Annotated in this window: 12 protein-coding genes; 5 read left to right on the forward strand and 7 right to left on the reverse strand. The window is 75.6% G+C overall.

Translation table 11 applies throughout. The annotated features are described in order from the left end of the window. Positions 1-167: 167 nt before the first annotated feature. Positions 168-1,115: a molybdopterin-dependent oxidoreductase gene (locus tag ACFZBX_RS23055; protein WP_391535654.1), complete on the forward strand. Its 948-nt coding sequence runs from the start codon at positions 168-170 to the stop codon at positions 1,113-1,115. 106 nt (positions 1,116-1,221) lie between these two features. Here the strand turns inward: ACFZBX_RS23055 and ACFZBX_RS23060 are convergent, their stop codons facing one another. Next, positions 1,222-3,669 (reverse strand): tetratricopeptide repeat protein, encoded by a 2,448-nt coding sequence (locus tag ACFZBX_RS23060; RefSeq protein WP_391535655.1) that lies wholly within the window; start codon positions 3,667-3,669, stop codon positions 1,222-1,224. Between the two features lie 198 nt (positions 3,670-3,867). Here ACFZBX_RS23060 and ACFZBX_RS23065 point away from each other — a divergent pair, with 198 nt between their 5' ends. Next, positions 3,868-5,445 carry an AMP-binding protein gene (locus tag ACFZBX_RS23065; RefSeq protein WP_391535656.1) on the forward strand — a complete coding sequence of 526 codons (1,578 nt, stop codon included), beginning with the start codon at positions 3,868-3,870 and terminating at the stop codon, positions 5,443-5,445. A gap of 24 nt (positions 5,446-5,469) precedes the next feature. Here the strand turns inward: ACFZBX_RS23065 and ACFZBX_RS23070 are convergent, their stop codons facing one another. Further along, a complete protein-coding gene (locus ACFZBX_RS23070; protein ID WP_391535657.1) occupies positions 5,470-6,687 on the reverse strand; it encodes a Dyp-type peroxidase in 1,218 nt (405 codons plus the stop codon). A gap of 76 nt (positions 6,688-6,763) precedes the next feature. On the opposite strand from ACFZBX_RS23070, the gene ACFZBX_RS23075 reads away from it, so the two are divergent. Continuing rightward, the gene (locus tag ACFZBX_RS23075; protein WP_391535658.1) at positions 6,764-8,062 is read left to right on the forward strand and encodes a right-handed parallel beta-helix repeat-containing protein; all 1,299 of its coding nucleotides are present in this window, start codon (positions 6,764-6,766) and stop codon (positions 8,060-8,062) included. A 46-nt stretch (positions 8,063-8,108) separates the two neighbouring features. On the opposite strand, the gene ACFZBX_RS23080 is transcribed toward ACFZBX_RS23075, so the two are convergent. The 4 genes from ACFZBX_RS23080 to ACFZBX_RS23095 all read right to left on the reverse strand — a co-directional run bounded on the left by ACFZBX_RS23080 (position 8,109) and on the right by ACFZBX_RS23095 (position 14,506). Next, positions 8,109-8,909 (reverse strand): hypothetical protein, encoded by an 801-nt coding sequence (locus ACFZBX_RS23080; RefSeq protein WP_391535659.1) that lies wholly within the window; start codon positions 8,907-8,909, stop codon positions 8,109-8,111. A 108-nt stretch (positions 8,910-9,017) separates the two neighbouring features. Next, complete coding sequence (locus tag ACFZBX_RS23085; RefSeq protein WP_391535660.1) at positions 9,018-11,846, reverse strand: SdrD B-like domain-containing protein; 2,829 nt, start codon at positions 11,844-11,846, stop codon at positions 9,018-9,020. Between the two features lie 189 nt (positions 11,847-12,035). Next, positions 12,036-13,766, reverse strand: coding sequence for a WD40 repeat domain-containing protein (locus ACFZBX_RS23090; protein ID WP_391535661.1), 1,731 nt, complete (start codon positions 13,764-13,766; stop codon positions 12,036-12,038). Between the two features lie 209 nt (positions 13,767-13,975). Beyond that, positions 13,976-14,506: a DUF1345 domain-containing protein gene (locus tag ACFZBX_RS23095; protein ID WP_391535679.1), complete on the reverse strand. Its 531-nt coding sequence runs from the start codon at positions 14,504-14,506 to the stop codon at positions 13,976-13,978. A 296-nt stretch (positions 14,507-14,802) separates the two neighbouring features. Here ACFZBX_RS23095 and ACFZBX_RS23100 point away from each other — a divergent pair, with 296 nt between their 5' ends. Next, the gene (locus tag ACFZBX_RS23100) at positions 14,803-15,759 is read left to right on the forward strand and encodes a LuxR C-terminal-related transcriptional regulator (protein ID WP_391535662.1); all 957 of its coding nucleotides are present in this window, start codon (positions 14,803-14,805) and stop codon (positions 15,757-15,759) included. 16 nt (positions 15,760-15,775) lie between these two features. Here ACFZBX_RS23100 and ACFZBX_RS23105 read toward each other — a convergent pair whose 3' ends face one another. After that, on the reverse strand, positions 15,776-16,426 hold the full coding sequence (locus ACFZBX_RS23105) for a DNA-binding response regulator (RefSeq protein WP_391535663.1): 651 nt from the start codon (positions 16,424-16,426) through the stop codon (positions 15,776-15,778). Positions 16,427-16,986: 560 nt separating this feature from the next. Between ACFZBX_RS23105 and ACFZBX_RS23110 the strand changes: the two genes are divergently transcribed. Then, a complete protein-coding gene (locus tag ACFZBX_RS23110; protein ID WP_391535664.1) occupies positions 16,987-23,379 on the forward strand; it encodes an SDR family NAD(P)-dependent oxidoreductase in 6,393 nt (2,130 codons plus the stop codon). The last annotated feature ends 2 nt before the right edge of the window (positions 23,380-23,381 follow it).

A 23,381-nucleotide genomic window follows, 5' to 3' on the forward strand; every position in this document is an offset into this window, starting at 1 on the left:
ACTCCCCCGCCCGCCCGCCGCCCGGCCGGTGTGCGCAAGGCTACCGGGGCCGGTGGGTGGACACGGATCGTTCGGGGCCGGAATCCTTCCTATACTCCACCCGGTCCAGCCACCCGGGCCACCCGCCCCGGTCCCACCCGGTCCACCCGACGACGTACGGAGCCCGTGTGCAGGCAACGCCCGCCGATCCGAGCACCCCCGACGCCTTCCTCACCCCCGTCGAGCACCTCTTCGTCCGGAACCACCTCGGACCACCACCCGAACTCGAAGCCTCCTCCTGGACGTTGACCGTCGAAGGCCTGGTGGAGCGGCCGCTCTGGCTGGACCTGGCGGCACTGCGCGGGCTGCCCCGGACCAGCCTGACCGCCTTCCACGAGTGCTTCGGCAGTCCGTCCCGGCCCGACGTCCCGACCCGCGCGATCGCCAACCTGGAGTGGTCCGGAGTCGCGCTCTCCGACGTCCTGGACCTCGCGACCCCGCGCCCGCAGGCCCGGCACATCTGGTTCGAGGGCGCCGACCGCGGCTCGTTCGCGGGCGAGAGCGGGCTGACGTACCTGAAGGACCTCCCGCTGGACCCGGCCCGTGAGGAGGTGCTGCTGGCCGACACCGTCAACGGCGAACCGCTGCCGAGGCGGCACGGCTTCCCGCTGCGGGCGGTGGCGCCCAGGCTGTTCGCCACCAACTCGGTCAAGTGGCTGACCCGCCTGGTGTTGGCCGACCACCGGCCCGAGCACCTCTTCACCACCCGCCTCTACACCCGCGTCCCGCCGGGCGGCGGCGCCCCGCGCCCGGCCCGTGAGGTCGACGTCAACAGCAAACTCCTCGCCCCGCACGACGGTCGGCGGGTGGCCGCCGGGACGTACCGGGTGAGCGGCCGGGCCTGGAGCCACGCGCCGGTCGTCTCGGTGGAGATCGCCGTCGACGACACCGGCTGGCGCCCGGCCGTACTCCACCCGCGCGGCCCCCAGCCCGTCTGGCAGCACTTCACCCTGCCCTGCCGCCTCACCCCGGGCCCCCACCGCATCCGCTGCCGCGCCACCGACGCCCACGGCCGCGTCCAACCCCCCACCGGCGCCCGCAACGCCGTCCACACGGTGGAGGTACTCGCCACCTGACCCAAGTGCCCGTTGTGCTAACGGTGCTGTTCCATGAAGGTGATGTCGAGATCCAGATCGAACCGGGCACCGGACAGGGCCCCGGCGCCGTCGTTCCCGGCCGGGATCAGCTCGCCTCCAGTCGCGCCTTCACGCCGGCAAGGCTTCGGCGGACAGCGATCGTCTCGGGGTGGTCCTCGTCGAACCGTTCGAGCTGGATTTCGAGAACTGCTTCCAGATCCGCGCGGGCCGCATCGAGCTCCCCCAGCTCGCACAGGACCAGAGCGAGGTAGCGGCGCGTCGGAAGGCTGCCGACGTGGAAATCCCCCCACTGCTCACGTTCGATGGCGAGGACCGCCTCGAACTCCTCCCGCGCCGTCTCCAGCTCCCCCAGCTCGAAGAGCGAGAGAGCGAGGTTGTGACGGGCGACGAGAGCGCGGGGATGCGTGTCGCCCATGCGGGACGACGCGGCGGCGAGAACGGCTTCCTGCTCGGACTTGGCCGCCGCCATGTCCCCCATGTCATAGAGGAGTTCGGCGATCCGAGCACGGTCGACCACCGCCCGGGGGTGCGTCTCGTCGAAACGCTCCCGCCAAGCGACGAGGACGGCTTCGAACTCGTCCTGGGCATCCTCCGACTCCCCCAGATCACGCAGGACCATCGCACGGTGATGGCGGGTGGTGAGCGTCTCCGGATGGGTATCGCCGAGTTGTTCGCGCTCGACGGCGAGGACCGCTTCGAACTCCCTCCGGGCCGCCTCCAAATCCGACTGCTGGTAGAGGATTTGCGCAAGGTGGAAGCGGGCCGCAAGAATGCCGGTGCCGTCCACGCATTCCCGCCGGGCGGCGACAATGGCCTCGAACTCAGCCCTGGCTGCGTCCAACTCCCCCAGCTGAAACAGGACCAAGGCGCGCTCGTGCCGGGTCATCAGAGCTTCGGCGTGGGTGTCGCCGTACCGCTCGCACTCAATGGTGTGGACCGCCTCGAACTCGGCACGGGCCGCCTCCAACTCCCCCAGGTCACGCAGGACCATGGCGAGATTGAAGCGAGTGGCGATCCGCTTGGACTCGCCAGGCTGCTCACGCTCGACCTCGACAACCGCCTCGAACTCGGCACGGGCACGGGTGTGCAGGCCTTCGAGTCGAAGATACCGGCCAGCCAGGTTCACGGCTCCGGCGAGAAGTTGGAGGTCCCCGTCAACGAGACCTCCGGTCCGGGACTGGTGAAGGTGGAAGCTGTCCAGAAGGTGCGGCGAGAGGAGCTGCCAGATTCCCCAGAACTCGGCCTCCTCCGGTATCCCGGTCTCATCCGCATCGGCCGCCGCGACCAGGATCCTTGCCGCGGTGACCGCTGCCTCCGGCGTGCGCGAGGCGTCGCGGACCAGCGGGTGCATGCGTAGCACGGGGATGCCGTCAGGGGCGGTGGCGGGAAGGTCGATCAGGCCGAGAGCGGCGAGGGCGGTGAGGTGTTGCCAGAGGGTCGGGCCGTCGAGGGTGGCGAGGGGGCCTGCCTCGGAGAGGCGGTCGGGGGTGAGGAGGAGGGTGTAGGGCAGATCGGCGTCGGCGAAGGAGGCGATCAGCTCCAGGAGCGGCCGGGCGTGGGCGTGGCCGCGCTGTTCGAGCAGGTCGAGGGACATCGCCCAGGTCCGGGGCAGCACGTGCGCGGAGTCCAGGCCCTGCGGGCCGTCCTCCCGGGCGCGCTGGTAGTCGGCGTAGGTGGTCGGGGTGCCGGGGGCGCGGAAGGGCGCGGGGGTCCGGTTGGCCTCGGTGAGGTAGGTGCCGGCCAGCCGCAGGGCGAGCGGGAGGCCACCGAGGCGGGCGGCCAGCGACCGGGCCTCGGCCTCGGTGCCGGCGGTGGCCGGGGCGTGGTCGCGCAGGATGCGGGCGGCGTCGTCGAGTCGGTCGCCGGTCAGGGGCCGCAGGGGGTGCAGCCGGGCAGGCGGGCCCCAGGTGGCGGGGGTGCTCTCGCGGGTGGTGACCAGGATGGTGCCGGCTCCGGTGGCGGGGCGGATCCAGCCGGTGCCGGCGTTCAGCGAACCGGGGCCGTCGAGCAGGGCGGGGTCGTCGGCGTTGTCGACGACCAGCAGCCACGGCGCGTCCAGCCGCGCCAGGCGGGACCACAGGACATCGGCGGTGTCGCCGCGTTCGAGCTCCTCCGGTTCGGCGCCCGCCTGGCGGGCGACGGCGCGCAGCCCGGCCTCCAGGGCGGGGCCGTTGCGGGCCTCGACCCACCAGACCCGGCAGCCGGCCGCGGTGCGGCGGGCGGCGATTTCCAGCGCCAGGGCGGTCTTGCCGCAGCCGCCCATCCCGCACAGCACCAGCAGCCGCTCCCCGGCCGGCGCGGCCTCCAACCGTGCCAGGAGGTCCGCGCGGCCGCGCAGTGGGCGGTCGGCGGCCCGCAGGCCCAACGGCGGCGCCACCGTGACCGGGACGGCCTGCTCGACGGGGTCGGACGCCCGGATGAGAACGTCGGCGCGCCCGGTCTGGACGACGGTGCCGTGCACCGTGCTGCCCGTCAGCCGGTTGTGCGCGTGGGCGCCGGCCTCGCCGTCCGCGCCCCTGGATTCCCCGCTCACCTGCCACCCCCACAGCCCGGTGCATCCGCTGTCCCCCATTCTCGCCCACTGCGGCGCAGAGATGGGCGACGGACGTACGGACGGGGAGCGCCGGGTGAACTGACGTTCCATCACATTCGGACTGGTCGCGGTACTTTCGCGCCAAACACCCGTGCGGCATCCCCGCACCGGTGGCCCGGGTGGGGATAGCCTGGGCCCATGGTTGCAGACCACAGGGAAGACGCGGCCGCGGGCGAGCCGGAGTTCGTCAGCGGACCCGCGCTGATCCTCCGGTCCCTGGCGGCCGACCCCGGCCGGCCGGCCGTCGTCACCGCCGACGGCGTCCGGATCGCATCCGGCGAGTTCGCCGCCGCCACCTACCGCCTCGCGCATGAGCTGATCGCCCGGGGCGCCACCCGCGGTACCACCGTGACCCTGCTGACCGGCAACACCGCGGAGGCGCTCGGGGCACGGTACGCGGCCGGGCTCGCGGGCGCGCGGCTGGTGACCCTGTACGACGGAATGAGCGCGCCGGTCCTGGCGGAGATCACGGCGAGCGTCGACACGGCCGTCCTGCTCGTGGACGCCGAACGGTACGCCTCCGCCGCCGAGTTGCTCCCGCTGGTCGACGTCCCGGCGGTCCTCACGCTCGGCCCCGGGCCGGACTCCGGGGTGGCCATCGGCGAGGACGTCCTCGCGGCCTCCGCCGGCCGCCCGGCCGAGCCGCCGGACGTCCGGATCCGCCCCGAGGACGACCACGGCATCCGCCACACCGGCGGCACCACGGGCATCCCGAAGGGCATCGTCGGCCTGCACGGGCCCTACCGCGGCATCTTCGACGTCCCGCTCGGCAGCGGCGGCGCCGACGGACCGCCCCGCCTGCTCGCCGCGACCTCGCTCGCCCACCTCGCCGGGGTCCTCGCCGACCTGACCCTCCAGCGCGGCGGCACGGTGGTCCTCCAGCGCTCCTTCGACCCGGGCGCGGTCCTCGCGGCCGTCGAGCGCGAACGGATCACCGACCTCTGGGTGCTGCCGCCGCTGCTCCACCAGTTGCTCGACCACCCGGCCATCGGCCGCACCGACCTGTCCTCCCTCCGGCAGATCCTGTACGGCGGCAGCGCCGCCTCGCCGACCCGGACCCGTGAGGCGCTCAAGGTGTTCGGGCCCATCCTGTTCGGCCTCTACGGGATGTCGGAGGCGCAGCTGATCGCCGTGCTGACCCCGCCGGAGCACGCCCGGATCGGCCAGGACGGGCGGGTCCCCGTCGGGCGGCCCGTCCCGGGCGTCGAGGTGGCGATCCGCTCGCTCGACGGCGCCGACCTGCCGACCGGCGACCAGGGCGAGATCCACGTGCGCTCCGAGGTCGTCATGGCCGGGTACTGGAAGCGGCCCGACCTCACCGACGCGGTGCTGCACGACGGGTGGCTGAACACCGGCGACGTCGGCTACTTCGACGAGGACGGCTACCTCTACCTCTCCGACCGGGTCAAGGACCTGATCATCGTGGTCGGCGGGCACGTCCACCCGTCCGAGGTGGAGGACCTCCTGGTCACCCACCCGGCGGTCGCCCGCTGCGCGGTCTTCGGGGTCCGCGACGCACAGGAGGGCGAGCACGTCCACGTCGCCGTCGTCCCCGCCCCGGGGCAGCGGCCGGGGCTGGACGAGCTCCGTGCCTTCGTCACCGCGCGCAAGGGACGGATCTACGCCCCCGAGGTGCTCCACCTGGTCGACGAGATCCCGCTGACGCCCGTCGGCAAACCGGACAAGCGGCGGCTGCGCGAAGCAGCCGCGGGCTGAGGGCACGCCGAGGCCGCGGCCGGCTCACGCCCAGAGCCGCGCGCCGAGCACGGTGCCCTCCGGGGCGCCGGGCAGGACGTAGGCGACGGCGGAGGCGGTGTGCTCGACGAAGGGGTTGAGCGCGTCACGCTCGGCGAGGCGGTTCTGGACGCGGGTGAACTGGCCCGCGTCGCGCATGAAGGCGCAGAACAGCAGGCCGCGGTCGCCGGGGGCGTCGTCGTAGCTGTAGCCGCGGCGCAGCATCCGGGCGCCGCCGTCGAGGCGGGGGCCGGTGAGGCGGACGTGGGAGGTGGCGGGGATGACGTAGGCGCCGTCGGGGTGCTTGGCGTAGAGGTCCGGTTCGTCGCGTTCGGCGGTGCCGGTGAGCGGGGCGCCGTCTGCGGCGCGGCGGCCCATGGCGAGGTTCTGCTGCTCCTCGGGGAGGGCGGCGAAGGCGGCGGTGTCCATCCGGATCCGCCGGTAGACCAGGACGGTGGCGTTCTCGTGCGGCCCGGGCGGGCCCCAGACCCACTGGCGGGCGGCGTCCTCGTCGGGGTTGGCGGTGCCGTCCTTGAAGCCGAAGAGGTTGCGGGGGGTGGCGCCCGGGGCGGTCCCGGGCAGGAAGCCGGATTGTGCCCAGCGGGGGGTGGCACCGGCGCCCTGGGCGGCGGTGGTGGCGAGTTCGGCGACGACGGAGAGCGTCCAGTGGTCGGCGGCGCAGAGCTGGAGCAGCAGGTCGCCGCCGCCGCGGGCCGGGTCGAGGCGGTCGCCGGGGAAGGCCGGCAGGCCGGCGAATCCGGCGGGGACGGCGAGCGAGAGCCGGGCGGCGAGGTCCGGGCCGAGGCCGACCAGCGAGGTGAGCCGGGGCGCGGCGCCGTCGGCGCGCAGGCGCGGGTCGGGTGCCGGTCCGGCGGCCGCGGCCAGGGTGCGGGTCCAGGCGGTGAGCAGGGCGCGCAGGGCCTCGCGGTCGGCGGCGGCGGAGGCCGCCGGGAGGTCGAACGCGAGCAGCCTGGTCGCGGGGAGCTGCGGGGCGGTCAGCGCGGCCTGCCGGGCGCCGTGGAAGGGGATCGGGCCCTCGGGCGGCGGAGCGCCGGTGGGGGTGGTGGCACGGCCCTGCCTCCGGTCGCGGTCCGCCAGGTCGGCGACCGTCGCGCCGACGCCGGCGGCGAGCGCCGCCCCGGCCGCCAGCAGCGCCCTTCGCCTCCCGACACCGGACGCGGCGGGGAGGTTCGGAAGCGACGCGTTTTCCGGTTCGGTGGGCATGCGCCCTATTGGAGACGATAAAACACGTGCCATGCAAATCACGTTTCCTGATCGTCAGTCACCCCGCAGGACCGCTGTGACGGCCGTGGCCGTCGTGGTCGTCCTGGCGGCGGCCGGGTGTTCCTCGTCCGGTCCGGCCGCGGAGGACGCCAAGCACCCGGGCGGGAGCGTGGTGCGCGTCCCCGAGGACTTCCCCACCGTCCAGAAGGCGGTGGACGTCGCGCACGAGGGCGACACGGTGCTGATCGGCCCCGGCACCTACCGCGAGAGCGTGCGCGTCGCGAAGCGGAACATCGTGGTGCGGGGCACGGACCGCTCCGCCGTGGTGCTCGACGGCGGGCTGAAGCTGGCCAACGGCATCACCGCCACCGGCCCCGGCACGGTGGTGGAGAACCTCACCGTGCGCGGCTACCTGGCCAACGGCGTGCTGTTCACCGGCGTGACCGACGAGAAGCTCCAGCAGCGCGGCGCGGGCGGCTCGGCGTACGACCCGCTGGACACGCAGCGGTTCCCGCCCGTGGAGGGCTTCCGGGCGACCCGGGTGACGGCGTACAACAACGGCCTCTACGGCATCTACGCCTTCGACGCGCGCGCCGGGGTGATCGAGGAGTCCTACGCCTCCGGGCACGCCGACTCCGGCATCTACGTCGGCCAGTGCAAGCCCTGCGACACCCTGGTGCGCGGCAACACGGTGGAGCGCAACGCGGTCGGCGTGGAGCTGACCAACGCCTCGGACGGCCTGTCGATCCTGGGCAACCGCGCGGCGGGCAACCGGGTGGGCGTCACGGTGAACTCCAACGACCTGGAGGCGCTGGCCCCGCAGCACGGCGCGGTGATCGCGGGCAACGTGGTGGTCGACAACAACGCCGCCGACTCGCCCCAGCAGGCGGACGGCGGTTTCGGGATCGGCATCGGGATCGGCGGCGGCACGGCGAACCGGGTGGAGCGCAACCTGGTCCGGGGCAACCGGGCGGCGGGGGTGATCGTCACCGATCCGGCGGGCCACCCGGCGAGCGGCAACCGGGTCGAGGGCAACCAGGTGGACGGCAACGGGGCCGATCTGGTGCTCGCCTCGGTCGACCCCGCCAACTGCTTCAGCGGCAACCGGCCCGGCACGCAGAGCCCGGACGGCCTGGAGGCCGCGGCGGCGTGCGGCGGGCCGGGGCGCGGGCCGCTGGCCGCCGGGCGCGCGGCGCCGGTGCAGGCGCCGCCCGGGATGCCGTTCAGCCAGGTGCCGGCGCCGCCCGCGCAGCCGTCGCTGGCCGATCCGGCGGCGCCCGGCCGCCCGGCGGCCGGCCTGCCGGGGCCGGTGGACCCGGCGGCGTACCCGCTGCCGGTGGACCCGGCCGCGGTGCCGCCCAAGCCGGCCGGGTAGCGGCCGGGAGGAAGGCCCGCCGGGAGGAAGGCCCGCCGGGTGACGGTCAGCCGGTGAGCCAGGGGGCCTCGGGAAGCTTCGCGGTGTCGTCGCGCCCGCCGAACTCCACCGTGGACGGGGTGCCCAGGCCCGGCATCCGCATGGTCGCCCGCCGCAGCGTGCCGTCGCCGTCGACCCAGTAGGTCAGCGGCGACCGCTCGCCGTCGGGGGCGGCGCCCTGGGCGCGCGGGCCGGCGAACCGGTCGTGGTCGCGGCCGTCGAGGCGTTCGCGGCCCAGCCAGCGGGCGCCGGACTGGGCGAGCAGCAGCGGGTTGTCGGGCCGGTCGGCGCCGAGTTCGACGATCAGTTGGAGCCCGGCGTCCAGCGGGTCCGCGGTGTAGGTGCGCGAGGACCAGCCCTGCCGGGGGACGCGCTCGGCCTGCTGCCAGGCCGGGCCGTCGACGCCGGCCGGTTCGGGGGCGAGCCCGAGGCCGCCGGCGTCCCAGACGACCAGGCCGTGGTCGAGCGCGCCGTTCGCCCCGGTGACCTGGTAGCGGCCGGCGCCCCGGCGGGTGCGGTAGTCGACGACGCCCTCGACCCGGACGCCGACGCCCCCGCCCTCGGCGGCGGTGAGGGCCACCGCGACCGGGCTGGCCTGGAACAGGTTCAGCCGTGACAGGGCCAGCCGGGAGGCCTCGTCGACGGTCACCGGCCGCTCCTGCGGCTCCTCGGAGGCGCCGCGGTAGGCGACCAGGCCGCCCACCACGGCGGCGCACACCGCGAGGGCGGTCAGGCTCCTCGGCCAGAAGGTCCGGCGACCCGGCCCGGGGGGCGCCTTGGGGGGTTCGGCCTTGGTCTTCCGGGCCATGCGCTTGCCTTCTCTCATCGGTCGGTCACAACACACGGGCGGGCCCGGGGACCTGAGGTCTCCGGACCCGCCCTGCCAACGGCGCCCGGGTGGGCTACCGGGGTCGGACTACTGCCGCTGGGCCCGGCGCCGGCGCGCCAGCAGCACGAGCACCGCTCCGAGCACGGTCAGCGTGCCCGCACCGGCCGCCAGCACCGGGATGCCCTCGTTGGCACCGGTGTTGGCCAGGTGTCCCGGAGCCGGAGCCGGAGCCGGCGCGGCCGGGGACGGCTGCACCGGCGGCCGGGTCTGCGCCGGCGTCGCGGTCGGCGTCGGGGTGGGCGTCGGCGTGGGGCTCGGCGTCGGCGTCTCGGAAGGCGTCGGCGTCGGCGTCGCCGTGGGCGTGGGCGTGGGCGTCGGGGTCGGCGTCGGGATCAGCCGGTTGACGGCCGTCACCTCGACTCCGGCCGCCAGGTTGTCGGCGTTGAGCACCAACGGCCCGAACACCGTCTTCTCCGGCGCGGAGTAGCCCTCCGGCGGGCTCACCTCCTGCCAGTAGTACGACCCGGCCACACCGCTGCCCTTGCAGAGGCCGTCGGCCCCGGTGGTGCAGGGCTCGCCGACCGCCGTGTCGGACTTGTCACCGGTGCTCTGCAGCCCGTCGGTTCCGTTGGTCTCCTTCCAGAGCCGGAACTTCGCGCCCGCCAGCGGCTTGCCGTCCTGGTCGTGCTTGACCAGGCGCAGCTCGCCCTCCTGCTGCCGGAACCCGAAGTCGTAGGTGTGGTCGTTCTCGCCCGGCCCGCCGGTGGTCAGCGCGCGCTCGGCGTACTGCCCGCCCGCCGGGACGACGCCCTTCGAGTTGACGAAGGCGTTGTCACCGACGTCCGCGGTGGTCGGCACCCACTGGTACAGCGGGCCGCCCTTGGCGTAGTCGGCGGGGTTGTCCAGCCGGACGGTGTACTTCGTGCGCGGCTTGAGGCCGCCGGTGACGTTGGTGTCGTCGAAGTAGTACTCACCGCGGTCGGTGGTCTTGCTGGTGCCGACGAGCTTCCCCGCCTCGTCGTAGAGGTTCACGGTCGCCCCGGGCACCGGCTTCTGGCCCGGGAGCTGGAGGCCGCTGCGCTCGGGGTCGTACCAGACCCGGTTGCCGATCTGGAGCGGCGCCTGGTCGCAGAGCACCTCCAGGTCGCCCATCGAGGCGCCCTTGCCGAACGGGGCGACCTCGTCCTTCGGGGTCAGCCGGAAGCCGAACTTCGGGTCCTGCGCGCCGTTCCGCTGGAGGAACGACGTGCCGTAGCCGAGGGCGGTGTGGTTGGGGTCGAAGGCGGAGGTCGCGATGGTGCTCTCGACCTTGGAGTTCGCCATGCCCGCGAAGGCCGTGTTGCGGTGGCCTCCCCAGCTGGTGTCGAAGAAGCGGGTGCCCCGGGGGGACAGTCCGCAGCCGTTGTTGGTGTCCATCACGTAGCCGCCGTTCGCCGGGCAGGCCTTGTTCAGGTCACCGCCCGACATCACGGTGGCGTACGGGACACCGGACGGCGCGCGGTCGGCGAAGCGGTCGCGGAAGGCCAGCAGCATCGAGCCGTCGGTCTCGAACGCGATCTCGCCCAGCTCGGGTTCGGGCTGGGCCATGGTGGCGGTGCCGCACGCGTTGCCGTTCTGCGAGGTCGGCCAGGTGTCGGTCCACGCGAACCAGGCCGCCCCGTCGCAGGGGCCGCCGCCGACCGTCGTCTGGCGCGGGTAGTCCAGCGGCTGGTTCAGGATCGGCGCCGAGAACGTGCCGGTGGCCAGGTCGAACGGCAGCACCACCGCCCGCAGGTCGGCCGCCTTGCCGGTCGACTCGCCCGAGCAGACGCCGCCGAGGAAGCCGCCGCCGTCCTGGAGGCCGAGGCCGAAGGGACGCCAGTCGCCGGCCGCGGGGCAGCCCGGGTCCGGGATCGGGTGGACGGCCTTGGGCGCGGCGGCCGTGGCCGCGGTGGCGTCGTAGCGGTAGAGCTTGCGGTCGTTGAGGTTGACGACGAAGAGGTCCTTGCCGTCGTCGGTGACCTTGATGCCGCCGAGGCTCTCCTTGCCCGGCGTGGCGATGAACCCGTCGTCGGTGCCGCTGCCGTGGGCGGTGGAACCGGCGTTCGGGACGGTGGTGAACAGCGTGGTCGCCTTGGTCTCCACGTCGGTCACGTAGATCCCGCCCGCGCCGCCGGGGCCGTAGTCCGTGGCGCGCTTGGCGACCGCCGAGGAGAACACCCGCCGGTCGGCCTTGTTCCACGCGATGCCGTACAGCGTGCCGGTCTGGGCGTTGGTGGCGATGTTCGTGGCCTTGACGTCCACGCCCTCCTGGCCGCGCGCGCTGTACGGGAAGGACACCAGCGTGCGCTGCGTCCCGCCCTCGCGGGTGGCCGGCTGGCAGGTCGTCATCAACGGGGCGTTCTGCTGGCAGTAGTCACCAGGGCTCCACAGCCCGGTGGTGAACTCCACGTTCTTGCCGCCGGTGAGGTCGACGAACTCCTCGTTGCTGCTGAGCTGATTGGGCGCGCCCTCCAGCCCCTTCCGGGAGGCGAACGCCGGGTAGAGCCTGCCCGGCTTCGGATTCACCACCTGGACGCGGTACTTGCCGCCGGTCAGCTTGGTGCCCGGCGTCAGCGTCACCGTGCCGTTGGCCGCCGTGGTGCCGTCGACGACCGCCCCCGCGTCGTCGGTGAGGGTCACCTTGACGCCGGCCATGCCGGGCTCCAGGGCGGTCTGCCAGACACCGTCGGTGTCCACGGCCCGCACCACGCGGACCGTCACCGTCCCGTCGGCCGCCTGCGGGAACGCGGCCGGGGCGGCCAGCAGCGAGCACGCCCCGATTCCGAGGAGCAGCGCCGCGGCGCCCCCCACGGTGCGGCGGCCGGGCGCACCCGGCCGCCGCCGCTCCGGGCCGCGCGCGGCGGCGCCGGGTTCCTGATCACGTGTCGTTGTCATCCCTGCTCTCATGATGCGGTTGGGCCCCGCCGGCCCGACTCCGCTGCGGAGTCCGGGTGTGACGGAGAGCCGCCATTGTTAACGGGAGCTTAAAGGGACTTCACACAAGTTCGCAGGAAAACCAGGAACTTTGACGGCAGATCAGACGTTCCGACTGTCTGTGTGCCGATGTCTTCGCCCGCCGTTCCGTCAGCGCGGCGAGAGCAGCGCGAGATCCTCGCCGAACCCGGCCAGCACCCGGCCGTCCGGGGTGACGGCCAGGGCGGCGACGGGCTGGGGGAAGGCGAGTTCGCCGGTCACCGACGGTTCGCCGGACAGGTCCCAGACCTGGACGCGGTGCCGGACGGCGAACAGTGCGACGGGTCGGCCGCCGACCGTGCCGGTGGCGGCCGCCGTCAGCCCGTCGGGCGCGAGCGCCGCCGCGGCGGCGGGCAGGTCGTCCGCGGCGTCCCGGGCGAGCGCCTCGGCGAGCGGCGGCGCGGCCTCCGTTCCGGCGGCGAGGTCCCAGACCCGGCGCGCCACGTTCTCGTAGGCGTCCACATGGCTCGCGACGGCGTACGCCCGGCCGTCGGCGAGCACGGTCCGCACGCCGGTCACGCCCTCCCACTCGTCCTGGTACGGCGCGGTGGACAGCGGCGGGCCGACGGGCTCGCCGGTGGCGAGGTCCCACAGCCGCAGCACCTCGTCGTCGCCACCGCTGACGGCCACCGGCCGGCCGTCGAGCACCGTGCCCGCGAGCGCCCTGACGTGCGCCCGGTGGCCGGGCGTCCGCCGGTCGGCCGGTGCGGCGTCCGACAGCTCCCAGGCCCGGCCGCCCTCGCTGACCACCCAGCAGCGGCCGTGCGCGGCGGCCGTGGTCAGCTCGCCCCAGCCGACGGGCAGGCGGTCCAGCCGGCGCAGCGGGTCGAGGCTCCACAGTTCGGCCTCCTCCAGCGGCTCGCCCACGTAGGGGTTGCTGCCGACGGTGAGCACCCGGGGGCGTCCGCCGACCTCGGCCACCGCCATCCGCCACAGGTCGCGGTCCTCGGCGCGGGCTTCGGCGAGGCGCTCGCCGGAGGTGAGGTCCCAGACGCCGACGGAGCCGCCGTAGCTGCCGGCGACGACCCGGGGGCGCCCGTCGGGCCCGGCCACCGCCCAGGCCTGGAGGTCGTCCTTCTCGAACGGCTCGATCTCGCGGACCGGCCGGCGCGTGGCCAGGTCCCAGAGCGTGAAGCGTTCCTCGTCGCAGCCCAGCACGTGCGGCCGGCCGTCGATCACGACCGTCACGACCGCGGACGGCGTGGGGTCGGGTTCGGCGCCGGGGGCGGCGGCCAGGGTGCCCAGCGCCTCGCCCGTGCGGGGGTCGAGGAGGCGGGGCGCGGTGTAGCCGTCGCAGCGGACCGTGACCGGGCGGCCGTCGAGGAGCGCGGCGCACTCCTCCCCCGGCGCGCGGCCGGCGGGCGCCGGGCGGAGCAGCGGGTCGCCGGTGGCCGGGTCGCGGAGCAGCAGCGCGCCGTCGGCGTCGCGGGTGAGCGCGGCCGGCCTGCCGTCGACGCCGACCAGCGGCGGCGGCCAGGCGCCGTCGGCGGCGCCGAGCGGGCCGAGGAAGGCGGGGTGGACGCCCGAGCCGGTGGCCCAGTCCACCCGCCACCGGGCGTCCGGGACCTGCTCGACGACCGCCTCGGCCAGCCGCGCGGCGAGCGCCCGGTCGCCGAAGCGGGCCGCGTCCAGCGCCAGGATCTGCCGGCGGGTGGCGGCGTCGGCCGCGCCGTGCACCTCCACCGACGCCCGGTACACGGCCGCCGCCAGCCGGGCGGCGGGCCCGGCCGCCGTGGCGAGCCGCGCCGCCACCTCGTGCGGATCCCCGGTCACCAGGAACCCCGGGTCCGTCACCTGCGCTTCCTCCGGCGCCCGTTCGGCGCCCCCGAGATCCTCAACCATGGCCGGGACTGTAGCGGTACGGACCGACAACGGGTAGCGGTGTCCGGCCGCCCGCCGAGAGACCAGGGCCCGTCTTCGAACCCCCGTCGTCCGCCCGCAGGGCGGCCCGGGCGGCGTCCGGGTGCGTGCATCGCACGGCGGAGGTGGGGGCACCTCCGGCCGAAGGCCGGGGGCGCACCGCCCGGCAGGCGGGGGCTTGAAGAGGGGCCCTAGGTGAGGGCGGCCACCAGGCTCGCCACCGTGACCGTGTTGAAGACGAACGCGATGACGGCGTTGGCCGCCACCGTCCGGCGCATCTCCCGGGAGAGGACCGTGACGTCGGTGGTGCCGAAGGTCGTCATGACCGACACGGCGAAGTACAGGTAGTCGGACCACTCGGCGCAGTCCGGGCCGGGGAAGTCCAGCGCCCGCTCCTCCTCGACGAGGTCGTCGGCGTGGAAGGCGACCGCGAAGGAGACCAGGGCGCAGACCCAGGCGTCGGCGACCAGGGCGAGCGCGATCACGACCCGCGCCGGCTCGGGGAGGGCCGAGCCCAGGTGGCCTGGGCGCCAGAGCAGGGACACCGGCATGGCGGCGGCCGCGACGAACAGCGACACGCCCGGGCCCGGGGCGGAGCCGAGGAGGTAGCGCTGGAGCACCGTGCCGCGCTCCGTGCGGGCCCAGTCGCGGATCCGGGCCGGAGTGGCGGTCGAGAAGGCCGCCGGCGTGACGGCGAGGTAGCCGGCCAGGTAGACGAACAGGACGAGGACGACCGCGTCGGCGGCGGGCCGGGCGACGGGCCGGCGGCGGACCTGCGCCGGTCGTCCCGGGCGGTGCGTCCGCCCGCTCCGGCGGGGCGCCAGTGTAAGGCTCAGGGCCGTTCGGATTGACGATATGTCACCCCTTGGGGGTATGCCCGGAGTTCAGGCCCGGCACCCTTGACCGGTCGATTCCTTGCAGTAGTGTCGCCACCCGAACACACCGGGGAATCGGTTTCCCCACTGTTCAACCACGCGTTCCCGCTCACGATCCGGATCTATGGCTGGAGTTCAAGGCGATGACGGCGGCAACCGGAACCGGGATCGACCCCCGCTTTGCGTACCGTGTCCACCACGCGCTGCTCCGCACCGAGGACGGCCGCACGGATCCGGCGGAGGTCGCCCGTCGGCTCGGCGCCTGTCCGGACGACGTCCGGGAGGCCGTGGACTGGCTGGCCGGGCAGGGACTCCTCGACCGGGACCCGGACACGCCCCTCGACCCGCGCGCGCAGGACCTCATCTCCGACCTGACCGACGGCCTGCTCTCCCCGCCGTCCGCCGCCGGGAGCAGCCCGGCCGTCGAGGTGGTCGAGTCGCGCGAGCAGCTGTGCCACCGGCTCGGGGAGCTGCACGCCGCCAGCCGCTCGGAGGTGGCGGTGATGCTGCCGAGCGAGGCCGAGCGCGAGCCGTTCCAGACCGGTATCCGCGAGGACGTGGAACTGCTGCGCCGGGGCGTGCACTACCGGCTGGTGGCGCCGGCCTCGGCGCTGGGCAGGCCGGCCGTCGTCGAGTACGTCGACGCGCTCCAGGAGGCGGGCGCCGAGGTGCGCACCGCCGAGTCGCTGCCGCTGCGGCTGGTCATCGTCGACCGGCAGAAGGTGGTCACCCGCTCGCAGGTGGAGGGGCCGCGCCGCACGGTGGTGATCGACGGCGGGCTGCTGGCGCAGTTGTTCACCCTGGTCTTCGAGCACAGCTGGTCGACGGCCGCGCCGTACACCCGGCGGCGCCGGGGCGGCGGTTCGGCGCCGGCGCTCTCCGCCACCCACCGGCTGGTGCTGCGGATGATGGCGGTGGGGGCGACCGACAAGGCGATCGCCCGTCACCTCGGCTACTCGGACCGGACGGTGCGGCGGTTCGTCGCGGAGATCCTGCGGGTGCTGGAGACCGACAACCGGCTGACCGCGATGGTGCGGGCGACCCGGCTCGGGCTGCTGGAGCACGAGCCGCAGCGGGCGCCGGAGGTGGCGGCGCCCTGAGCCCGGCGGCCGCGGCTCACAGCAGGCCGCGTTCGGAGGCGATCCGGGCGGCGTCGAAGCGGTTGCGCCCGTCGAGCTTGCGCATGGCGCCCGAGGTGACGTTGCGGACGGTGCCCGCGGCGAGGTAGAGCTCGCGGGCCACCTCCTTCACCGAGGCGCCGGTGGCGGTGAGCCGCAGGATCTCCCGTTCGCGCTCGCTCAGGACCTGCTCGGCGACGGCCGCCGGGGCGGCCGGGCCGAACGGCGGCCCGGTCTCCCCGGCCGCCGCCGCTCTGCCTCCCGCCGCTCTGCCACCCACCGCGCTGGCCGGTCTGCCGCCGGCGGCGGCGTCCCGGATGGCGTCGACCAGGCGCGGGATCTTCGTCTGCTTGGGCACGACGCCGAGCACGCCCGCCGACACCGCGCGGTCCACCAGCGTCCGGGTGGGCCGGGCCGTCATGATGACGATCCGGCAGTCGGGCAGCCGCCGGCCCAGCTCCCGCACCAGGCGGAAGCCGCCCTGCGCGGTGCCCATCCCCAGGACCGCCACGTCCGGACGCCGGCGCACCGCGACCGGGACGATCATCGAACTGCGGTTCACCGCGCCGACGACCTCGAAGTCCTTCACGGAGGCCAGCACCTCGGCGATCGCGTCCAGGGGCAGGAGTTGCTCATCGGCTACCAACACACGAATGGTCGTCACTAGGTCTCCCCCGAGGGTCCCGTGAAACGGATTTCCTGGTGATCGTGCCGGCCGCAGGCCCAAGTGTGCGGCCCGCCGTCCGGCCCCGTCGACGGCTCCGGGCGTCCGGGTGCGGACATGGCCGCGGCAGGACCGCCAGGACCGGCGGGGCCGGTGGGTCTACGCGTGTCATTCGGTGACCCCTCAACTTATCCCGGCTCCGGGGGCCGACCCGACGCCCTGGGGCAGGGACGTGACAAGTGTCAGTAGAAGCAGGTCAAAGCCTTGTCCCCGGTCACCGGCGGGGACCACGATGCGCACTGGTGATCGACTGCCGCGCGGGGCCCGTCCGCCCCGCCCGGCGCATCCGCACCCGTCTGTCCACACCCGTCCGCCGTCCCGACAGCCGCCTGCTCCGACACCCTCCACCGCCCGCGCGCCGCCCGTAGGACCCGACCCCTGCCCGCGCCGGCCGGTCCCCGTCCGCCCGCGTGCCCCGCGCGCCGCCGGCCGGGCACCGGACCGCGGCCGAAGCCCGCTCACCACGGATGCCAGAGGAAGAGGACATGCACACAGACCCTGTGGTCCAGGACCCGACCCAGGCCCTGGCCGTCGTCGGCATGGCGGGACGCTTCCCCGACGCCCCCGACGTCGAGAGCTTCTGGCGGTTGCTGACGGAGCGGCGCGACGCCGTCCGTCCGGTGCCCGCCGCCCGGTGGGACGCCACCGCCCAGCTCGACCCGCAGCGCGAGATCCAGGCCGTCGGCGGATTCCTCGACGACGTCGACCTGTTCGACGCCACCTTCTTCGGCATCTCCCCGCGCGAGGCCGAGATGCTCGACCCCCAGCAGCGGCTGATGCTGGAGGCCGCCTGGCGGGCCCTGGAGGACGCCGGCACGCCCGCCCGGGCGCTGGCCGGCACCCGGACCGGCGTCTTCGTCGGCGCCGGCTGGCACGACTACGAGCACGTCGGCCGCAAGAGCGGCAGCGGCGTCACCCAGCACACCGCGCCCGGCTACGCGCTCGACATGATCGCCGCCCGGGTCTCCTACTTCCTCGGCCTGACCGGCCCCAGCCTGGTCGTCGAGACCGGCTGCTCCTCCGCGCTGGTCGCGGCGCACCTCGCCGCCCAGGCGCTGCGCGCCGGCGAGGTGGACGCGGCGATCATCGGCGGGGTCGCGCTGATGCTCGACCCGACCGCGTCGATCGGCCTCACCTACTTCGGCGGCCTCTCCCCCGACGGCCGTTGCAAGGCCTTCGGCGCCGGGGCGAACGGCTTCGTGCGCGGCGAGGGGGTCGGCGCGCTGTACGTGAAGACGGTCGCCCGGGCGCTCGCGGACGGCGACCGGATCCACGGCGTCATCGCCGGCACGGCGGTGAACAACGACGGCGGCGGGCAGAGCGTCGTCGCCCCCAGCCCGCTCGGCCAGGAGCGGCTGCTGCGCGACTCCTACCGGAACTGGGGCATCCCCGCCGACCGGGTCGCCTACCTGGAGGCGCACGGCACCGGCACCGCCGTCGGCGACCCGATCGAGGCCGGCGCCGTCGGCCGGGTCCTCGGGCAGGCCCGCAGCGCGGACGCGGGACCGCTGCCGATCGGCTCGGTGAAGACCAACATCGGCCACCTGGAGGCCGCCGCCGGCATCCCCGGGCTGTTCAAGGCGCTGCTGTCGCTGCGGCACGGCCTGGTGCCGCCGAGCCTGCACTCGGCCGAGCTCAACCCGGACATCCCGTTCGACGAGCTGAACCTGACGGTGGTCCGCGAGCCGCTGCCGCTGCCCGCCGACGAGCAGGTCTTCGTCGGGGTGAGCAGCTTCGGCTGGGGCGGCACCAACGCCCATGTGGTGCTGACCGGCGCGCCGCGGACCGCCGCCCCCGCCCCCGCCGCCCGGGAACCCGCCGGCGCGGACCGGGACGCCGCGGTGCTGCTGCCGGTGTCGGCGCACAACGAGCAGGCCTTCGCCGGGCGCGCCGGGGAACTGCGCGAGGTGCTGGCCTCCGGCGCCGCCGCGCTCCCCGCGCTGGCCGGCACGCTCGCCTGGCAGCGCGACCAGTTCCCGGTCCGGGCGGCCGTCACCGCCGCCGGCGCCGCCGAGGCGGCCGGGGCCCTGGAGCGGCTCGCCGCCGGCCAGGCCGCCGACGGCGAGGTAGGCGTGTTCACCGGACGCGCCGCGCCGCGCGGGCGCACCGCCTTCGTCTTCCCCGGCCAGGGCTCCCAGTGGCACGCCATGGGCCGTGAACTGCTGGCCTCGGACCCGGTGTTCGCCGCCGTGATCCACCGCTGCGCGAAGGCCCTGGAGCCATACACCGACTGGGACCTGGTGGAGGTCGTCTCCGGCGCGGCCGGCGAGGAGTGGCTGTCGCGGATCGACATGCTGCAGCCGACCCTGTGGGCGGTCTCGCTGGGCCTGTGCGAGGTGTGGCGGGCGGCCGGCGTGCGGCCGGACGTGGTGGTCGGCCACAGCCAGGGCGAGGTCACCGCGGCCACCGCGGCGGGCATCCTCTCCTACGAGGACGGCGCGATGGTGGTCGCCCGGCGCAGCGCGATCGCCCGGCGTACCTCGGGCCAGGGCCGGATGCTGGCGGTGGACCTCTCGCTGGACGCCGCGAAGGCGGCGCTGTCCGGCTTCGAGGAGGGCGTCTCGCTGGCCGTGAACAACGGGCCGAACAGCTGCGTGCTCTCCGGGGACACCGAACTGGTGCTGGCGCTCAGGGAGTTGCTGGAGGCCGAGGGCACCTTCTGCCGGCTGGTCAACGTCGACTACGCCTCGCACAGCCCGCAGATGGACGAGCTGGAGGAGGACCTGCTGGCGGCGCTGCGCACGGTGCGCCCGGGCCCGGGGGCCGTCGAGCTGATGTCGACGGTGCGGGTGGTCCCGCTGGAGGGACCGGAGCTGGACGCCCGGTACTGGGTGGACAACCTGCGCCGCCCGGTGATGTTCGCCGACGCGATGGAGCGGCTGTTCGACACCGGGGTCACCCATGTGGTGGAGATCAGCCCGCACCCGGTGCTCACCCCGGCGCTGGAGCAGCTGGCCGCGCAGCGGCCGCTCCCGCCGCAGGTGCTGTCGACGCTGCGGCGCGACCAGGGCTCGCCGGCCATGGTGCGCGAGTCGCTGGCCCGGGCGTACGTGAGCGGCCTGGAGCCGTTCGGCGCGCTGCCCCGGAACGCCTGGGCGCCGGTGCCGCCGTACCCGTGGCAGCGCACCGCGCACTGGGTGGAGCCGGCCCGCCGGCGCACCGCGGGCGGCGCCGGGGAGGCGCTGCGGCTGATGCCGTCGGTGACCGAGCAGGGCGCCTGGACGGGCACGCTGGAGCTGGCCCCGGCGGACCTGCCCTGGGTGCGCGACCACCGGGTGTACGACGCGGTGGTGCTGCCCGGCACCGCGATGCTGGAGCTGGCGCTGCGCACGGCGCTGGCCCGCACCGGCGGGGCGCACCGCACGCTCGCCGACGTCGGCCTGCACAGCCATCTCACCCTCACCGAGGAGCCGGTGACGGTGGCGCTGGGCTGGCGGGACGACGTCACCGGCGGCGGCAGCTTCACGCTGTCCTCGCTGGAGCCGGGCGCGCAGGGCTGGGTGCGGCACGCCTCGGCGCGGGTGCTGGCCGAGGACACCGCGTCCGGTCTGCCGTCCTTCCCCGAGCGGCTGCTCGGCCTGGAGGCGGCCCCGGCCGGGGCGTTCTACGCGGACTGCGCGGCGCGCGGGCTGAACTACGGCCCGGCGTTCCAGGGTGTGCTGGGGCTGCGCGGGGAGGCGGCGGAGTGCCTGGCCGAGGTGCGGCTGCCGGACGGGCTGCCGGTCTCCGGCCATCCGCACCGGCTGCACCCGGCGCTGTGGGACGCGGCGCTGCAGGCGTCGATCCCGCTGTTCCCGGGCGAGGAGGCGGCGGTTCCGGTCGGCGTGGACCGGGTCCATCTGCACCAGGACCTGGCGGAGCCGGTCACCGCGCTGTGGTCGCACGCGGTGCGCCGGGCGGGCGGTGAGGAGGTCGACCTGTTCCTGTTCGACGCCGCGCGGCGGCCGGTGCTGAGCCTGCTGGGGCTGCGGATGCGGGCGCTGGCGGCCTCGGCGGACCCGGGCGCGGCGGACGCCGAGCGGATCCACCGGCTGGAGTTCCGGCCGCAGGCCCGTCCGGAGGGCGCGGCGGGCGAGGAGGGCGCGGCGGGCGCGGCGGGCGGCGAGGCGCCCGGCCGGTGGGCGGTGTGCGCGGTGGACGCGGTGGGCGGCCCGGCCGCCCGGGCGCGGGCCGCCGAGCTGGCCGAGGCGCTCGGCACGCTCGGCGCCTCCGCGCCGGCCCAGGTGGCCGACGGCGCGGAGGCGGAGCGCGGCGAGGTCTGGGAGGAGCGGCTGGCCTCGGTCGACGGGCTGAGCGGCGTGGTGTTCGTGGCGCCGCGCGCGGACGCCGGGCCCGCCGCCCAGCGCGCGGGCCTGTCGGCGCTGGCCGCGCTGGTGCGCGCCTGCGCCGCCCGTCCGCTGGTGCCCCGGCTGGCCGTCGTGACCGCCGACGCGCAGCCGCCGGCGTCGGCGGCCGGCGAGGTGGACCCGGGCGCGGCCCTGTACTGGGGCTTCGGGCGGGTGCTGCGCCGTGAGCACCCCGAGCTGCGGCCGGTGCTGGTGGACGTGGCGGGCGCGGACCCGGGCTGGGCGGCGCGGTGTGCCGCCGAGCTGGCCGCCGGGGACGGCGCGGACCAGGTGGTGCTGCGCGACGGCGAGCGGCTGGTCGGCCGGCTGGTGCGCGGCGCGGCTGTGGCGGCGGACGACCCGGCGGAGCCGGCCCGGCCCGCCTGGCGGTCGGCGGGACCGCAGCCGCTGCGGCTCGCCCCGGACCGTCAGGGCACCTGGGACGGCCTGGCGTTCCGCCCGCTGGAGCGGCGGGCGCCCGGCGCCGGGGAGATCGAGATCGCGGTGGGTGCGGCCGCGCTGAACTTCATCGACGTGATGAAGGTGATGGGCAGCTACCCCGACCCGTCGGCCGACCCCCGGCTGCTCGGCCTGGACGGCGCGGGCGTGGTGACCAGGGCCGGGGAGGGCGTCACCCGCTTCGCCCCCGGGGACCGGGTGGTCGCCTGCACCGGCGGCGGCGCGCTGGCCAGCCACTGGACGGTGCTCGCCGACCACGCGCAGCACATCCCGGCGGGGATGTCCGACGAGGAGGCGGCGGCGTTCCCAGCGGTGACCATCACCGCCTGGTACGGGCTGCGGCACCTGGCCGCGCTGGCGCCGGGCGAGACGGTGCTGGTCCACTCGGCGGCCGGCGGGCTGGGCCTGGCGGCGATCGAGGTGGCCCGGCTGCTGGGCGCCGAGGTGCTGGCCACGGCGGGCAGCGAGGAGAAGCGCGCCCATCTGCGCGGGCTCGGCGTCCGGCACGTCTTCGACTCCCGGGACCTCTCCTGGGCGCGGCTGGTCCGCGAGGCGACCGGGGGGCGCGGGGTGGACGTCGTCCTCAACTCGCTGACCGGCGCGGCGATCCCGCTGGGCCTGGAGGTGCTGGCGGACGGCGGCCGGTTCGTCGAGGTGGGCAAGGCCGACATCCACGGCGGGCGCACGCTGGGCCTGGAGGCGTTCCGCAAGGGCCTCTCACTGGCCTCGCTGGACCTCGCGGGGGTGATCGCCCGCCGTCCGGCGCTGTTCACCCGGCTGTTCGCCGAGGTGTGGGAGCGGGTCGAACAGGGCGGGCTGCGGCCGCTGCCGGTGCTGCGCCGGCCGTTCGCGCGGGCCGTCGACGCGATGCGGGAGATGGCGCGCGGCCATCACATCGGAAAGTTCGTGCTGTCCGACCCGACGACGGTCGGCGAGGTGGTGCCGGAGCCGCTGCGGGAGGGCCGGTTCCGGGGCGACGGCAGCTATCTGATCACCGGTGGCCTCGGCGCGCTCGGCCTGTCGCTGGCGGAGTTCATGGCCGGGCGGGGAGCGGGCCGGCTGGCGCTGGTCGGACGGTCGGCGCCGGGCGGGGACGCGGTGGCGCGGATCGAGGCGATGCGGGCGCGCGGCGTGGTGGTGGAGACCTTCGCGGCGGACGTCGCCGACCCGGCGGCGGTGCGCCGGGTGCGCGAGCAGCTGCCGCCGCTGCGCGGCGTGGTGCACGCGGCCGGCCTGCTGGACGACGCGACGGTGCTCAATCTGACGCCGGAGCAGCTGCACCGGGTGCTGGCGCCCAAGGTGGACGGAGCGGTGAACCTGGACGAGGCGACCGGCAACGACCCGCTGGACTTCTTCCTGCTGTTCTCCTCGGCGGCGGCGCTGTTCGGCAACGCCGGGCAGGCGGCCTACGCGGCGGGCAACGCCTTCATGGACGCGCTGGCGGTCTCCCGGCGGCGGCGCGGGCGGCCGGCGCTGAGCGTGCAGTGGGGTCCGTTCACCGACGTCGGCCTGGCCGCCGCGGAGGACAACCGGGGCGCCCGGCTGGCGGAGCGCGGCATGGCCGGGTTCTCCACCGAGGAGGCCTGGCGGGCGCTGGAGGGCTTCCTGGGCGGTGACGAGCAGGTGGTCGCCTATGTGCCGATCGACCTGCGGCAGTACCTGGAGGCGTACCCGGACGCCGTGACGCTGGAGAGCTGGAGCGCGCTGCGCGAGCTGGCCCGGCACGGGGGCGGCGGCAGCAGCGCGGGCGCGGCCTTCCTCGCCGGGCTGCGGGCCGCGCCGCAGGAGCGGTGGCCGGAGCTGCTGGAGGCCAAGGTGCGGGAGCTGGCCGGCCGGGTGCTGCGGCTGGACAGCGGCGCGGTCGACCGGGACACCCCGTTCAAGGCGCTCGGGCTGGACTCGCTGATGGGCCTGGAGCTGCGCAACCGGCTGGAGGCGGCGTTCGGGCTGCGGCTGTCGCCGACCCTGCTGTGGACGTACGGCACGCCCCGGGCGCTGTCCGCCGTCCTGGCGGAGCGGCTGCTCGGCGAGGAGCCGGCGGGCGAGGCGGCGGGGGCGGCCGGCCAGGACGCGGCCACGGACGGCGAGGGCTGAGT

Source organism: Kitasatospora sp. NPDC008115 (assembly GCF_042957205.1).
GTDB lineage: Bacteria > Actinomycetota > Actinomycetes > Streptomycetales > Streptomycetaceae > Kitasatospora.

Coding starts and splice junctions, on each gene's coding strand:
- ACFZBX_RS23065 (WP_391535656.1), top strand. CDS start 3,868: ATGGTTGCAGACCACAGGGAAGACGCGGCCGCGGGCGAGCCGGAGTTC.
- ACFZBX_RS23070 (WP_391535657.1), bottom strand. CDS start 6,687: ATGCCCACCGAACCGGAAAACGCGTCGCTTCCGAACCTCCCCGCCGCG.
- ACFZBX_RS23080 (WP_391535659.1), bottom strand. CDS start 8,909: ATGGCCCGGAAGACCAAGGCCGAACCCCCCAAGGCGCCCCCCGGGCCG.
- ACFZBX_RS23085 (WP_391535660.1), bottom strand. CDS start 11,846: ATGACAACGACACGTGATCAGGAACCCGGCGCCGCCGCGCGCGGCCCG.
- ACFZBX_RS23090 (WP_391535661.1), bottom strand. CDS start 13,766: ATGGTTGAGGATCTCGGGGGCGCCGAACGGGCGCCGGAGGAAGCGCAG.
- ACFZBX_RS23100 (WP_391535662.1), top strand. CDS start 14,803: ATGACGGCGGCAACCGGAACCGGGATCGACCCCCGCTTTGCGTACCGT.
- ACFZBX_RS23110 (WP_391535664.1), top strand. CDS start 16,987: ATGCACACAGACCCTGTGGTCCAGGACCCGACCCAGGCCCTGGCCGTC.